Source organism: Vibrio caribbeanicus ATCC BAA-2122 (assembly GCF_000165125.1).
In the GTDB taxonomy this organism is placed as follows: domain Bacteria; phylum Pseudomonadota; class Gammaproteobacteria; order Enterobacterales; family Vibrionaceae; genus Vibrio; species Vibrio caribbeanicus.
Genome location: NZ_AEIU01000008.1, coordinates 15,261 through 29,828 on the forward strand (window position 1 = coordinate 15,261; position 14,568 = coordinate 29,828).

The following is a 14,568-nucleotide window of genomic DNA, read 5'->3' on the forward strand; positions in this document are numbered from 1 at the left end:
CTATCGCTCCATGTCTTAAATTTTTATTTTACGAGATGATCATGTTTAATTTTTCTCAGTTTTATCAATTAATAGCCCAAGACACCAGACTACAACCGTGGCTAAATTCTTTGCCCCAGCAACTCACAGATTGGCAAAATAGTGAACATGGTGACTTCCAACGCTGGTTAAAAGCGCTCAATAAGATTCCAGCCCAAAAAGCGGAAAATATCGACTTAACAAACTCAGTTAGCCTGTCTAATCACGAGCCGATGCAGCCAGGTGAACTCAAAAAGCTTGAGAACTTATTACGTACTTTCCATCCCTGGCGTAAAGGCCCCTATCATGTCCACGGTATTCATATCGATACTGAATGGCGCAGTGATTGGAAATGGGATCGAGTGCTACCCCATATATCCCCTCTCAAGAACCGTAACGTTTTAGATGTGGGTTGTGGTAATGGTTATCATATGTGGCGCATGCTGGGAGAAGGTGCCAGATTATGCGTTGGAATCGACCCTTCGCATCTATTTTTGGTCCAGTTTGAAGCCATTAGAAAGCTAATGGGAGACGATCAAAGAGCACACCTGCTGCCATTGGGTATAGAGCACCTGCCCAAATTGGAAGCATTTGATACGGTATTTAGTATGGGAGTCCTCTATCATCGCCGTTCTCCCCTCGATCACCTGATACAACTTAAAGACCAATTATTACCCGGTGGAGAGCTAATCTTAGAAACATTGGTCATAGAGGGAGATGAAACGTCAGTACTAGTGCCTGTCAGTCGATACGCACAAATGCGAAATGTCTATTTCTTTCCTTCCGCGAGAGCTCTAAAAGTTTGGCTCGAGCAAGTAGGATTTCATAATGTTCGAATCGTGGATGAGAGTACTACCACAACCGGAGAACAAAGAAGTACAGAGTGGATGAAACATAACTCTCTACCTGACTACCTCGACCCAAATGACCCAACGAAAACACTTGAGGGCCACCCTGCCCCCCGCAGGGCTGTGCTAATTGCACAAAAACCTCAAAAATCTTAAGAAATTGACAAAGAGTTAACGATTGTCGCACCTTTATCGATATCTATTGTCGAAAATCAGAAATAGAATGCTGGTACGTGATATGCGTACTCAGCATTAGGCTTTTAAAAAAGAAATAAGCCCAAACCAGCTAAAACGGTTTATTTACACTAAACTACTAATTTAAAGATTATTTTTTATCTCAGGTTCATAAATGCTAACAAGATTGTTCCCCGTCATCACCCTAACTCTATTGTCCGGTTGTACTTTGATCAATGGCGAGCAATATCACAATGAAACACTCTCTGCGATCGAAAAAGCGAACAGTCAGAATGCTGACCAATATGACAGCATGAGTCGTCAGTTCGAACAACAAGCAAAGACCATGGACGCGCTGCAAAAACAAGTTAAGAAGCTAGAGAAAAAGATCATCCGTTTTGAAACTGAAGCTATCAAAGAAATACGTAAAAAGCCCGAACCAATGATAGTGTCAGCTCCGAAGTCATCAACTCCATCTCACTCTATTACTTTGGGAGAGATCGAAAAAATCACCTTAAATTCGATTGATCAATCTTTTGATGCTCGTGTCGATACTGGAGCTGCGACATCTTCTCTTAATGCAATCGATATAGAATTTTTTGAACGCAACGGTAAAAAATGGGTTCGTTTCCATCTCGACAAAGAGAGTACAGAAATCGATGAAAAGGGCAGTTTAAAACAGAAGACCAACCCCAAAGTAGCGGAAGAGAAGAACAACTCAACTTGGATAGAGGCTCCGATACTTCGTTTTGTTAAGATTCGACAATCCAATAACGAGGAGTTGCAGAGGCGTGCTGTCGTAGAATTATGGGTTAGGCTTGGCAAAATCCATGAAAAAGCTCAATTTACATTGGCAGATCGCTCTCAAATGAACCACCCTGTTCTTTTAGGTCGAGAGTTTATTCGTGACATCGCCGTCGTCGATGTTAGCAAAAAATATCTTCATACTAGCGTTTCTGGAAAAGAATGAGGTCACAGAGATTTATGACATCCAAGGTTCCTTTTTATCTATCAGTTGCATTACTTATCCTTGCTGGTATCGCATTAAGTGTTTTCCGCCATCAAAATTATGGCGTTCCTTGGACGCCCGGAGCAACCAGCAAGATTTGGGATGTTGAAGCTCGAATAGAGTTTAGTGGGCAAAATAAGCCAGTGACAGTCTCTTTAGCAGCTCCGACGACACAAGCTGGCTTTACACTTATTAACGAATCATCATCATCGTCAGGTTATGGTGTTTCTTACGTTAGCACGGATTCAGGTCGAAGAGCTGAGTGGTCAGTAAGGAATGCAAATGGGCCTCAAACTATCTACTATAAAGCTCAGTTTCTTGTCGACCCACAAGCGAATGTTTCCCCTGTACCACCAAAAGGTGAAATTCAAGCACCCACTTTTTCTGGGCCTGTTGAATCAGCAGCAATGGCATTAATTAAGCAAGCCACTGAACGCTCTGCTAACGACATGACTTTTACCCGAGAGCTAATAAAGTCTCTCAACGACACAGACAGTCAGAATGCTTCACTCATACTTAACGATTTAACGAAAGTTGAAGCCGTAGATAAACTTCTCGCCTACGCCAAAGTCCCGAGCAAGATAGTCGGTGTTATTGAACTTGAGGACGGCCGACGCAGACAAAGCATAGAGCATATCAATCAGGTTTGGGATGGCTCGAAGTGGGTATTGTTTAATCCAAACGATGCCAATCCGGTTATCGCCGAAAATATCTTAGTTTGGGACGAGACGAATGTCTCTTTGCTCGACCTCGTTGGAGGAAAGAATAGCCAGGTTCATTTCTCTATGATTGCTCAAGAGGTTTCTTCAATCCAAGCAACCCAAGAGAAGGCGATGGCTGACGGTCTTTTGAACTTTAGCATTCATAGCTTACCTCTTGAAGAGCAAGCAATGTTCAAGACGATCATGCTAATCCCAATTGGTGCTCTGATAGTGGTCTTCTTACGGGTCATTATAGGACTCAAAACCTCCGGGACATTTATGCCGGTTCTCATTGCTGTCGCCTTTGTCCAAACACAGTTACTTACGGGTATTGTTGGTTTTCTGCTGATTGTAGGAACGGGATTGGTTATCCGTAGCTACCTGTCGAAGCTAAACTTGTTATTAGTCGCACGGATATCTGCGGTGATCATTACGGTAATATTAATCATCTCAGTCTTTACCGTTGTGGCGTTCAAAATCGGCCTTACGGAAGGCTTGTCCATTACCTTCTTCCCAATGATTATTTTGTCTTGGACAATTGAACGAATGTCTATCTTGTGGGAGGAAGAAGGAGCAAAAGAGGTCCTACTTCAAGGAGGTGGCTCGCTTCTCACATCGGTATTGGTCTATCTTGCAATGACGAATTCATTTATCCAGTATTTAACGTTTAACTTTATCGGCATTCAGCTTATCGTCTTAGCGGGTATTCTATTACTCGGAACCTACACAGGCTATCGACTAACGGAGCTGCGTCGATTTAAGCCTCTAGCGGAGGACTAAATATGTTGGAACGGATCACCTCACAATTTACATCATCAAGTAAGTTGCGGCACAAGGGTATTATGGGAATGAATCAGCGCAACCATAGCTATATTGGCCGCTATAATGACCGTTCTAAATACCCGCTAGTTGATGATAAGCTCAAGACAAAAATTATTGCCCAGCAGCATGGCGCTACTACACCCAAACTTATTGGCGTTATTCGCAACCAAGCTGATGTCAAACGCGTTCATAATATGGTTCTCAACTGGCCCGGCTTTGTTATAAAACCCGCACAAGGTAGTGGTGGTAAAGGTATTTTGGTGATTACTCAGCATAAGGACGGCGTTTATACCAAACCTTCCGGTGCAACCATAGGGCGCGAAGATATAGAAAGACACATCAGCAACGCATTGGCCGGACTTTTTTCTCTGGGCGGGAAAAACGACGTAGCAGTTATTGAGAACTTGATAAAATTCGATAGCTGTTTCGATGGCTTTAGCTACGAGGGTGTCCCAGACGTTCGTATCATTGTTTTTAAAGGCTACCCTGTGATGGCGATGATGCGCTGTTCAACAGCGGCTTCAGATGGAAAAGCAAATCTTCATCAAGGAGCTGTTGGTGTAGGTATAGATATCGCGACTGGAAGAGCTGTACGAGCGGTGCAGTTTGATCAACCTCTTCTTAATCACCCCGATACCGGAAAAGAACTCTCGACTCTCAAAGTCCCCCATTGGAAACGTCTACTCACCTTAGCTTCAAGTGCTTGGGAAATGACAGGACTGGGATACATGGGTACCGATATGGTTTTAGACAAAGAAGAGGGACCCATGGTATTGGAGTTAAACGCTAGACCAGGCCTAGCAATACAAATTGCGAATGGAGCAGGACTGTTGCCGAGATTGCACCATATAGAAAGCTTGGGGATTGCCCGCGATTTTCCCAAGCCTGAGGAGCGTGTCATTTACGCAGCGCATCAATTTGGTATTTTTTCTCAAACCTTAGTGGACTAGATGCAGCTTTTAGTGCTTTTTGCTTAACTCACTGAAGGTGTTTTGTCCATCTGATGGTCTTCCTTAATCATATCTGCTGCTTTTTCAGCAATCATGATGGTCGGAGCATTGGTATTACCCCCAATCAATGACGGCATGATAGATGCGTCAATCACTCTCAGTCCTGTCACTCCGTGGACACATAAGCGGCTATCAACCACCGCCATTTCATCGTTTGATGGCCCCATTTTACAGGTACCCACTGGATGATATTGAGTGTCTGCACGTTGTCGAATATCTTTTTCTATTGCTCGATCATCATTAGGATCTACGGGATAAAGACTCTCTGCTAAGATGTCGGAAAAGCTGTCGCTCATCAGCATCGAATATTGCTTCTTCCACGCTTTAATCATGGTTGATATATCATCTGGGTGGCTGAGAAAGTTAGGATCAATTTCAGGTTGAGAATAAGGATCAGTGCTAGCTAAACGAACTCTTCCTCGACTCTTTGGCCTTAATAGAGTGACATGAGAGCTTACCCCGTGACCATATCTTATCTTTCTTGCGTGATCATCGATCATCGCAATGACAAAAACGAACTCAAGATCGGGAACATGCAATGTTGAATCAGAGTTCAAAAATGCTACCCCTTCTGCAAAATTGCTGCTCATTTTCCCATTGCGCCGATTTTTCCAGTCTGGCCAAGCATGAGCAAGCTTTTGCAACATTGAGAATGAAATACCGAATGTGTCATATTTATCTTTAGTTCTAAACGCATGAACTAGATCAATATGATCTTGAAGGTTTTCTCCTACCCCTTTTAAGTCATGAACCTTATTAATCCCAAATTGATTAAGTTGCTCAGAAGGACCTACACCTGACAAAAGAAGAATTTGTGGACTGGCAAAAGCACCAGCAGATACTAGAACCTCTTTTTTTGCATAGAGTTGGTGCGTTCGCCCTTTATGACCGAGTTCAACACCAATGGCATGTTTTCCATCAAAAATGACTTTGTGAGTGGTTGCATTGGTCAGAATAGTCAGGTTGCTTCGCTCCAAACATGGAGATAAATAGGCCTTTGCTGCACTGCATCTCTCTCCATTAACTTGAGTGACTTGACTCATCATTGCACCAAATTGGTTGGCGCCATTAACATCGCAGTTGCGAGGTATCCCAATAGACTCGCAGGCATCTATGAATCTATCAACCAGTTCACTTGGGGAGCCGAGGTCAGCGACATTAAGTGGCCCACCTTGTCCATGGAATTCATCGCTAAACACCTCGTTGTTTTCGGACTTTTTGAAATAAGGTAAACATTCTTGAAAACTCCAACCCTTATTTCCCGCACTCTCCCATAGGTCATAGTCTGCTTGGTTACCTCTTACGTACATCATGGCATTAATTGAACTCGAACCTCCAAGTGTTTTTCCTCTCGGCTGGTAACCTTTACGACCATTTAGTCCAGGTTGCGGTACGGTTTCGAATCCCCAATTATTGTATTTGGTCGGTACCATTGCTGCAGCACCAATAGGCATGTGAATAAGAAGGCTTGTATCAGCACCTCCCGCTTCTAATAAACAAACACTAATACAAGGATCTTCGGTTAAACGATTCGCAAGCACACAACCTGCCGAACCCGCCCCAACAATAATAAAATCATAATGATCCACAACGTTTCCTTTTATACTTAGTGTTCAATACCTTTATTTTTAAAAATATACCCAAATACCCCCAAATATGAGGCTTCGGCTATTGAAAGCCGTTAATGCATTGAGTGCCATAGACTTATAAATAAAAGCCCCAATAATCGGATGAACAACTACCGGGGCAATGTTTTTAGCAAACCTACTCAGATAACCTATAACTCTTCAACCAAATCTTGCACACTTTGGCTAGCTTTTGGCTCTTGGCCAAAGCCTCTGAGTCCGACAACATGAACATGTTCGTGGTCTTTAAACACTTTACGGACTAGTTTGTAGGTTGTCCCCTTTTCAGGACTGATGTTTTCAGGAGCAGCAATCAGCAACTGCATGTCTAATCGGTCACACAATTCAAACAAAGTCGCAATTGATTTTGCATCTAATCGGGCTGCCTCATCTAAGAAAAGTAAACGGCACGGCACGATGTCTTTACTGCGTAAACGGCGTGATTCTTCTTCCCAGCTTTGTACGACCATTAACAGTATAGATTGACCTGTACCAATCGCTTCACCTGTAGATAATGCTCCCGATTCAGCCTGTAACCAGCCATCAGAGCCACGATTCACTTCTACGCTCAATTCAAGATAATTTCGATAGTCTAGTAACTCTTCGCCCAAAACTTGAGGTGAACGTTGTCCCATATCAATGTGTGGATTCACACGTTGGAACAGCTTCGCCATGGCTTCTGAAAAGGTATATCGAGTGGACTCAAAAAGGTCTTTGTGATTTTCGTGTTGTGCCGACAAACTATTAAGCAAAATTTCATGGCTCTCCCGAATTTTTACATTTAGTCTGACGCCCTTAACCTGACCGAAAGAAATATTGGACAAGCCTTGATTGAGCATACGTATACGGTTTTGCTCTCGTTGGATTGTCTTTTTAATAATGCTCGCAACGGAATCCGAGCTAATTGCCAAACGGTTCTCTCTGTGGGTTAGCTCTTCTGTTAGGCGAGCTAGTTCAACTTCCATCTCCTCGATAGCCTCAACAGGGTCGTCAGTATGAATGATATCTTGGCGAATACGCTGGCGTAAGTGCTGATAGACAGCAATGTAAAAAAGTACTTTTCGTTCCGGATGAGCGTTGTCCTCTGACAGACGTAGTGCATCACGCAAATCATCGTGTTCAGCAACAGCTAAGCGGAGTGCACCAAGAGATTTATCTGACATGGAGCGTAATTGTTCAGCAGATAAATAGGCAAGTTCTCTCTTATGTAGACGTCGCTCTACATCATTTTCTCGCGCTAATCTTAGTACTGAACACCAACCTGCCTTCGCTGCCACAACAAAAGTTCGCAACTCAACATAGTCTTTTTGTGTTTTTTTCAGTCTCTTAGCTATCGATTTCATCTCAATTTCTGTTGATGTAATCGTGCGTTCATACTCGCTCTTACGCGTACGAGACGTTTGCAAACGTTCTTGAAGCTCGTCACGCCTTCTAGTAGCACGCTCCAAAGCACCTTCATCGGCACTCACACCATACTCAGACAATTCTTGTTTAAACTCTTGGACTGTCTCTAATTTAGCCTGATGAGCACTTTTTAACGAAGCAAAAACCTGATTGTATTGATTTATCTGGGATTGTGCTTGTTTAAATGCTTCACGAGAGCTCAGTTTTGCTTGTTCGGCATGCTCAAGCTTAAGTTTGAGCTGATCGTTAAGCTCGCTGCTTTGGCTTAATAGGTCAACGGAATCAGAGTAAGCAAAGTGTGGACGTCTTTCGATTAAATCAGACAGTGCGAAAATCTGTGCTTTAGTCTCTTGTAAATCAATATCAGCTTTTTTATAGCGCTCTTTTAAAGCGTCGAACTGCTCAGGATCGGCATTAAGTGCGTCCACAATCACTTCTAACGAATTAATAGAGTCACCATATGCCTCTAAGAACACTTTCGCTTCGGTTAAGTGGGTTAAATTTTGCTCAATCCGTGCAAATTGTTCGCTTAAGTTTGTCTCTTCTATCAGGCCGATGTGCGGTGCTATTTTATCCAGCACTGTTAGGCCTTGCCGTGCAATATGAAGCTGGCTTTTATGTTGTTGGGCTCGAAGCTCTAAGTCTGCTAATAGGCGGCTTTGTTGACCATGCTTTTCACGAACTTGACTCAATGCCTGCTCGGGATCCGAATCAAAAGCTACCTGGATATGCTCAGTAACAAACTGATTAAAGGTTTGGTAGAGTCGATTAAGTTTTTGTACATCAAAAGACGATTTTGCATGCAGCTCTACCACTTCATCTCGTTCTAAACGAAGGGTTTCTAATCGCTGCTCACGCGCGGCTCGACCGAATAGAGGCATCTCTGGAAGGCGTGAATAACGCAGTTGATGTTGGTTCATCCTTACACAGACTGCCCCTTCAAGCTCTTCAGCATCAAAAGTGCTATCGTCAAATGCATCCACATCACCTTCAATCAAATAGAGGTCTTCGGGGCAATCATCTAACTCAACCAGCTTTTGCTCTATTCCAGAGAGATCCGATACAACTATCGCATTCCGTGCAGGCCCGTACATAGCGCTGAAATAAGGAGCATCATCAATAGTGATATCATCGTAAATTTCAGAAAGGAGTACCCCTCCTAGAGTATCAGCAAGGCCTTTTAGACGCGGATCGTTTGAACCACCAGGAGCCGCTAAACGTTCGATTTCACCTTCCAATTCAGTGCGCCGAGCAGCTAAGTTTGCTTTGTTGAAAGATTGTTGTTTCTCCTCTTCCAAAACTGCTTGCATCTTGGTCATCACAGACTGACTGTTAGGAAGCTCACTACCACTTTGCTCACGCAGACTCATCAGTGCATCATTTGCTTTAATCCAAACAGGCGCGATTGAAGTGAGTCTTTCGATCTCAGAAAGGGCATCATGTTCTAACCTACGCTGCTCACTTCTCTGCTCTACGAGCTCTGACTGTGCAAGTTCAATGGAGTCGATAAGTTGCGTGTGACGCTCACGCTCTTGTTCTAACATGCTCTCGTTCAAGAGTTCTACGTCATATTGTTTGTGATAATTATCAAGCTGCTCTTGAGTTTTTCCTTGCTGACTCAAGCGACGCTCAGTTTCACGAAATTGAGATTGCCACAAAGATTCATTTGCAATCAACTGTCTCGCATCACTTGCTCGACGCAGTGTCACCTTTGCAACGTCTGCGGCATCAGAGCGTTCAATATTACCAACAACTCGTTTCAATAGTTCAAAGGCTTTCTCAAACTTTTCCACCGTTGCTGTCGATAGATCAAGTTTGTGTTTCGTTGCCAATAGTTCTTCAGTGGCAGCCTTCTCATTTCTCTTTAAATTGTCCGCAAGTTTCTGCGCTGATTCAAGAGTCAGGCTATCATCATCACAAAGCTGCTGAGCTTTTTCTAATGCTATCAGTGCCTGTTGATACTGAAGTGCCCGGGTCTGTTGAATATCAAGAGCTTGTTGATAATCAGCCAATTGAGTTTTGAGGCTATCCACCTCTTCTTCTGATAAGCTCGCCTGCTCCTCTAGAAAATCAAGTCTTTCCTGAGCCTCTTCCACGACCATCATTTGCTCTTCAAGCCGCTCTTTAAGCTCTTCTAGATCTTCTTGGTAACGCTCAATTTTTTCTTGCTGACGCAGTGCATTTTGTACCAACTGAAGATGGTCAGATGCCGCTTGATGATCTTGCTCTAGAAAGCCTTCAGATTCTGACAGGGCTTCGAGTTCTTCCTGGACACGGGTTAATAACAGATTTTGCTCAATCAGAGTCTTCCGAGAGCCAAATAGCTCTGTTCTCAAGGCCAAGGTTTGATCAAGCTTACCTCGACGGTCATTGGCATGACGCATGTAATCTGCCGCCACATAATTCGTTGACTCGGTAATTAAGTGCTTAAATAGGTCACGATCAGATTGTGTGGTCTTAATCGCTTCTAATGTCATTCTATTTTCGCGTAAAGCTGATTCCATATCTTGGAACGCTTTTTTAACTCCGCCATTTTGTGGCAAAAGATAATCTCGCAAAGATCGCGTTATCGCACTAGAGATACCACCATACAAAGAAGCCTCAAGTAATCGATAGAACTTAGAGCGGTCACCAGAGTTGCGTAATTTTTTAGGCAGTACCCCGTACTCAAACATTTGTGAATGATATTCAACAATAGAAGAAAACACCTTGAACTGAACACCTTCAAGCTCGGAAATCGTTTGTTTTACTTCATTGATTTGACGGACTCGTGCTTGAGTATCTGAAACACTTTCGATCAGAATATCGGTCGGTTTGACACTTGTTGGCAAGCCTTGGATGACAAAAGGTTTGATATCAACTTTTTTATCTCTTCCTGCAACTTGCTGAAGCTTTACGGCAAATAACAAACGTTGGTTACGTGAATTCACAACATCAAGAGCGGCATAACAGGCTCCTGCTTGCAATTTACCGTACAACCCTTTATCGCGAGAAGATTGGTTGCTACCTGCCTCGGTCGTATTTCGAAAATGAAGCAAGGTTTGATCAGGAATGAGCGCCGTAATAAATGCTGCCATCGTCGTCGATTTACCTGCACCATTTCCACCCGACAGTGTGGTTACCAGTCCATCTATATCAAATGTACGAGCGAAGAAGCCGTTCCAATTGACCATAGTTAGTGATTGATATTTACCTCTTTCAATCATGCTTCATTCTCTTCTGTTGTTTCTTGGTCTAGTTTTTCATTCATGTCTTCTTGCTCTTCTAGCAGGCTGCCTTGACTTGGCTCTTTAGTATGAACTACCGCTTCTCCATCACGAATAAGGCGTAGTTGTGCTTCTCGCACATCATCACCCACTCTGACCTCTGCGCCAAAACGAAATACAGATTCACTGATACTAAACTTACCGGTTTCCCCGATATTAATTACCATTCCGAGACGGCGTAATCGGCGCAAAGAAGTACGAACTTTTTCAAAGAGCTTTTCTTTATCAAGGTCAGAACCAGAAGCCCGATTGGTGACCAGCTTCATAAGTTTGGACTCATCAGCGAGAGACAATAGTTCTTCATACAGCTCTTGATTGGTAAAAATCCCCTCGTGCGCCAATCGTTCAGGACTTAAATAGAGAAAACAAAGCACCTTGCCAACCAACATATCGAGCTCTGAAAGCACGCTACGTCCAATAAGAGAAGTAGAACGAGGCCTGAGATAGAAGAAGCCTTCCGGTGCTTTAACTAGCTCCGTGTTATAGCGTTGATAGAATGCTCCGAGCTCCAACTCGAAATCAGACAGCAAAGCGTGATTGTCAAGATCGTCACTCGACACATGACGTCCCGCTCTTAACATGCTGTCTAATGCTGGAAACAAAGGATTGGAAATTGCTTTTGCCAGTTTTTCTGACATAAATTCGTTAGTATCTGTCGATAACATTTGCTTGTACCTTTGCACCAAAATCATTAATCATTTGCCAATCGGGCTGAACCGCGTGGTAATCGGACTCAGAATAGCCGAGCCTCACGGCTTGATCGATGATTATTCGTGCTAAATCAAAATGGTGAGTCTGGGGATGTTTGGCAAGGTAATCACGAAGTACCGAACCCAAGTCAATAGGCGCAGCCTGCTCTTTATGTAGTTTTAGCATCCCCGAAATACGTTCTGACAACTCATCGTTTACCTGTTGAAATTCTTCATATTCAACATCCATGGGGACTTGTCCTGTGACTTCATCATCACGGAGCACTAACGCTTCATCTCTCAGGTCAGATAAACGCTCTGCATCCGCATAGGTCAGAAACCAAGGTCCATCAAAGTAGTCTTTCACTGACTGACGTAATCTGGCGCTAAATGCTCGGTTTTTGTCCATATCGATTGCCGTACGAATGAACTTATGCACATGCCTGTCGTAACCGATCCAAAGATCTATGGTTTGTTGTCCCCAACTGGTGATTCTGTCGAGTTTCATTTGTAAGGAAAAAAGAGCTTCGGCAACAAATTCTAATTCTTCATCGTCATATATCAATTCTTGAATATCGAGTATCTGTGTTTGTAATTCATCGCCTGCGGCTTGAAGCGTATCTTGTAATTCTCTTAATGTGCTTGAAGTCTCCGAAAGTAGCTGTTCGCAATTATTAATAGCTTCACGCCAATCTTTATTAAGTAGCTCGGCGATCTGCTCTTTGACTAATTGCTGTTGTTCGTCCATCACGCGCTGATTTAAGTCAATCTGATCAAAAATTTCACCAACCGAGTACTTCAGAACACCATAGACATTTTTACGCCAATGTTCGACTGTACCCCCAGAACGGGCCTGCTCAATCGCTTTTGCCATCTCATCGGCAACCATAGAAAGCTGAATAGATAACTTGAGTTTTGAAAATGCGCGGTGACGGACGTAATAGTCGGTAATTCCAACCGCCAAGGGCGATAGTCTGTAGATGCTTGCACCGTCATTAATCTCGCTGGTAAAGCGACTCATAAGTTTCTGACTGACCATTTCATTAATGACGTTATTGGCACGGAAAGGAGAAGTGTCTTCATTACCCTTAAACATTCGAGTTACAATCTGAAAAGCATCATGCAGCTCTCCTTCTCCTAACTCCTCATCGAACCTTTCATTGCTTAAGACAGCAACAGCGATCAGAAATGCTAGTCGCTCAGTAGACAAGTTCAATGAAAAATCATGTTGCTTAATCCAACCAACAAATTCATCAATGGAATGCTCTGCAACATCTAGAGTTGTTTCACTCATTATTTTTCCTACTGTTTATCTTTTTGAGCCCATACATGGATGTAACGGCCCATCGAGAGGTATGGTTCTTTTCTACACAATTGCTGTTCAAGAGCCAGTACCTCTTCATCCTGATAATCGCCAGTGTATTCCATGTTGCCAATGTAATCACTAAAGCAACGAATACCTGACTTACCACAAATGGTAAAACCGGCGTCTTCAACCCACTTATACACTTCTTCCGGTTTTAGGCCTTTTTGCGGCTGTAATTTAAATCTTTTTCTGTGTGGCATACCTTCCAATATATGGGGAATGTTGCCACAAACGACATTCTTATAGACCAGGCCATGATGGTTATAAAACATGATGGAGATTGTCCCCCCTAACTTTACCTGCTCTAATACTTTAAGCAGGGCTTGCTTGGGTTCAACCAACCATTCCATGACTGCATGAAAAAGAACGAGGTCAAATTTACCCTTCAGGTGTTGACCCATCGACTGAACTGGTGAATGAATAAAACGATACTGCTCAAGCAAGTTGTTTTTTTCAATCTCCTGTCGAGCTAGCAGCAGCATTTCCGAAGATAGATCACATAACGTTACCTGATGTCCGAGATGCGCAAGTTTTTGTGACAGCTGAGCTAAGCCCCCTCCGGCATCTAGTACATTCAAACTGTTCAAAGATGGAGCCATTGTTGCGAGAATGGTTTGAAGATCCTCCCAAACAATGACTTGGCGAATTTCACCTTTGTCTGAGCCATAAATATTTTTTGCAAATTTGTGGGCGATATCGTCGAAATTACGGTCTTCGTTCACTGCAGCATGAGTTATTATATCTAATCGTGCTGCTATTCTGTCATAAGGAAAGCAGGAATAAAGAGGCTTTCTCTTAAAATCTAATCAATTGATGTTTTTTCGGGCTATTTTTTTATGTTTGAGCTGAAAAAGGTTATCTCGTGTTTGCTAATGCCGCTTCCGGCTATGTTAATCATCGGCCTCTTGGGGCTGATGCTTATCATGTTCACCCACAAGCAAAAGACAGGTTGTGTTATCGTACTGTTTTCTTTCATTGGACTGTTCTTGGCTTCTTTCCAACCAATTTCTTCACGTTTGTTAATGCCGCTAGAGCGCCAATATACGGCTTTCTTCCCTATTGATGAGCCGATAGATTACGTTATGGTTCTTGGTAGTGGTCATATCGTTGATGATAAAATTCCCCCGACTTCAGAACTCAGTCGATCTGGATTGATGCGCCTAGCAGAAGGCATTAGAATTTTGCGTATGTATCCAGGCTCTAAGCTTATTCTATCGGGCTACGCTGCTGGCTCTGATGTGAGTAACGCAAGAATGATGGCAAAGGTAGCGCTCGCTCTGGGAGTTGCGAAGCCAGATATCATTTTGCTTGAAACAGCGAAAGATACATGGGAAGAAGCGAGGCAGGCCGCTGCATTTGTTAACAATAAAAATCTCATTGTGGTTACATCGGCCAGCAACATGAAAAGAGCTTTGAACGAATTTTACTCTGCAGGATTAAAACCATACCCAGCACCGACCAATTACCTTGCACAGAAAAATATCGATACACCCTGGGTTAAATACACACCTAAGAGCACTTATCTGGAACAAACTGAATTATATTGGCACGAAACACTTGGCAGAATATGGCAAAACCTTAGAGATTGGGCCACGAGCTATGAGGAACAGGCGATACAATCCTCTGAAAGCCGAAT

Annotated in this window: 10 protein-coding genes; 5 read left to right on the forward strand and 5 right to left on the reverse strand. The window is 43.1% G+C overall.

Annotated elements, in window-relative coordinates:
- The first annotated feature begins 41 nt into the window (after positions 1-41).
- The 4 genes from cmoB to RH40_RS01610 all read left to right on the forward strand — a co-directional run bounded on the left by cmoB (position 42) and on the right by RH40_RS01610 (position 4,522).
- Positions 42-1,022: a tRNA 5-methoxyuridine(34)/uridine 5-oxyacetic acid(34) synthase CmoB gene (gene cmoB / locus RH40_RS01595; protein ID WP_009599519.1), complete on the forward strand. Its 981-nt coding sequence runs from the start codon at positions 42-44 to the stop codon at positions 1,020-1,022.
- A gap of 193 nt (positions 1,023-1,215) precedes the next feature.
- Entirely contained in the window at positions 1,216-2,010 is a 795-nt protein-coding gene (locus RH40_RS01600; RefSeq protein ID WP_009599520.1) for an ATP-dependent zinc protease family protein, read from the forward strand.
- Between the two features lie 14 nt (positions 2,011-2,024).
- Positions 2,025-3,530 carry an inactive transglutaminase family protein gene (locus RH40_RS01605; protein ID WP_009599522.1) on the forward strand — a complete coding sequence of 502 codons (1,506 nt, stop codon included), beginning with the start codon at positions 2,025-2,027 and terminating at the stop codon, positions 3,528-3,530.
- 2 nt (positions 3,531-3,532) lie between these two features.
- Complete coding sequence (locus RH40_RS01610; RefSeq protein ID WP_039953992.1) at positions 3,533-4,522, forward strand: alpha-L-glutamate ligase-like protein; 990 nt, start codon at positions 3,533-3,535, stop codon at positions 4,520-4,522.
- 23 nt (positions 4,523-4,545) lie between these two features.
- Here RH40_RS01610 and RH40_RS01615 read toward each other — a convergent pair whose 3' ends face one another.
- The 5 genes from RH40_RS01615 to cmoM all read right to left on the reverse strand — a co-directional run bounded on the left by RH40_RS01615 (position 4,546) and on the right by cmoM (position 13,654).
- Positions 4,546-6,171, reverse strand: a complete 1,626-nt coding sequence (locus RH40_RS01615) for a GMC family oxidoreductase (protein WP_009599524.1) — start codon at positions 6,169-6,171, stop codon at positions 4,546-4,548.
- 188 nt (positions 6,172-6,359) lie between these two features.
- Positions 6,360-10,817 (reverse strand): chromosome partition protein MukB, encoded by a 4,458-nt coding sequence (gene mukB / locus RH40_RS01620; protein WP_009599525.1) that lies wholly within the window; start codon positions 10,815-10,817, stop codon positions 6,360-6,362.
- Positions 10,814-11,542: a chromosome partition protein MukE gene (gene mukE / locus RH40_RS01625; protein WP_009599526.1), complete on the reverse strand. Its 729-nt coding sequence runs from the start codon at positions 11,540-11,542 to the stop codon at positions 10,814-10,816. The genes mukB and mukE overlap by 4 nt, the downstream gene beginning before the upstream one ends.
- Positions 11,523-12,860, reverse strand: a complete 1,338-nt coding sequence (mukF, locus tag RH40_RS01630; protein ID WP_009599527.1) for a chromosome partition protein MukF — start codon at positions 12,858-12,860, stop codon at positions 11,523-11,525. Before mukF ends, mukE begins: the two co-directional genes overlap by 20 nt.
- A gap of 8 nt (positions 12,861-12,868) precedes the next feature.
- The gene (gene cmoM / locus RH40_RS01635; RefSeq protein ID WP_009599528.1) at positions 12,869-13,654 is read right to left on the reverse strand and encodes a tRNA uridine 5-oxyacetic acid(34) methyltransferase CmoM; all 786 of its coding nucleotides are present in this window, start codon (positions 13,652-13,654) and stop codon (positions 12,869-12,871) included.
- A 114-nt stretch (positions 13,655-13,768) separates the two neighbouring features.
- Here cmoM and elyC point away from each other — a divergent pair.
- Positions 13,769-14,568, forward strand: an 800-nt coding sequence (gene elyC, locus RH40_RS01640; RefSeq protein WP_039953993.1) for an envelope biogenesis factor ElyC, incomplete at its 3' end; no start/stop codon positions are given.

What these genes read in the sequence shown, in the direction of transcription:
- RH40_RS01610 (WP_039953992.1), top strand. Translation starts at nt 3,533, where the DNA reads ATGTTGGAACGGATCACCTCACAATTTACATCATCAAGTAAGTTGCGG.
- RH40_RS01605 (WP_009599522.1), top strand. Translation starts at nt 2,025, where the DNA reads ATGACATCCAAGGTTCCTTTTTATCTATCAGTTGCATTACTTATCCTT.
- cmoB (WP_009599519.1), top strand. Translation starts at nt 42, where the DNA reads ATGTTTAATTTTTCTCAGTTTTATCAATTAATAGCCCAAGACACCAGA.
- mukE (WP_009599526.1), bottom strand. Translation starts at nt 11,542, where the DNA reads ATGTTATCGACAGATACTAACGAATTTATGTCAGAAAAACTGGCAAAA.
- mukF (WP_009599527.1), bottom strand. Translation starts at nt 12,860, where the DNA reads ATGAGTGAAACAACTCTAGATGTTGCAGAGCATTCCATTGATGAATTT.
- mukB (WP_009599525.1), bottom strand. Translation starts at nt 10,817, where the DNA reads ATGATTGAAAGAGGTAAATATCAATCACTAACTATGGTCAATTGGAAC.
- RH40_RS01600 (WP_009599520.1), top strand. Translation starts at nt 1,216, where the DNA reads ATGCTAACAAGATTGTTCCCCGTCATCACCCTAACTCTATTGTCCGGT.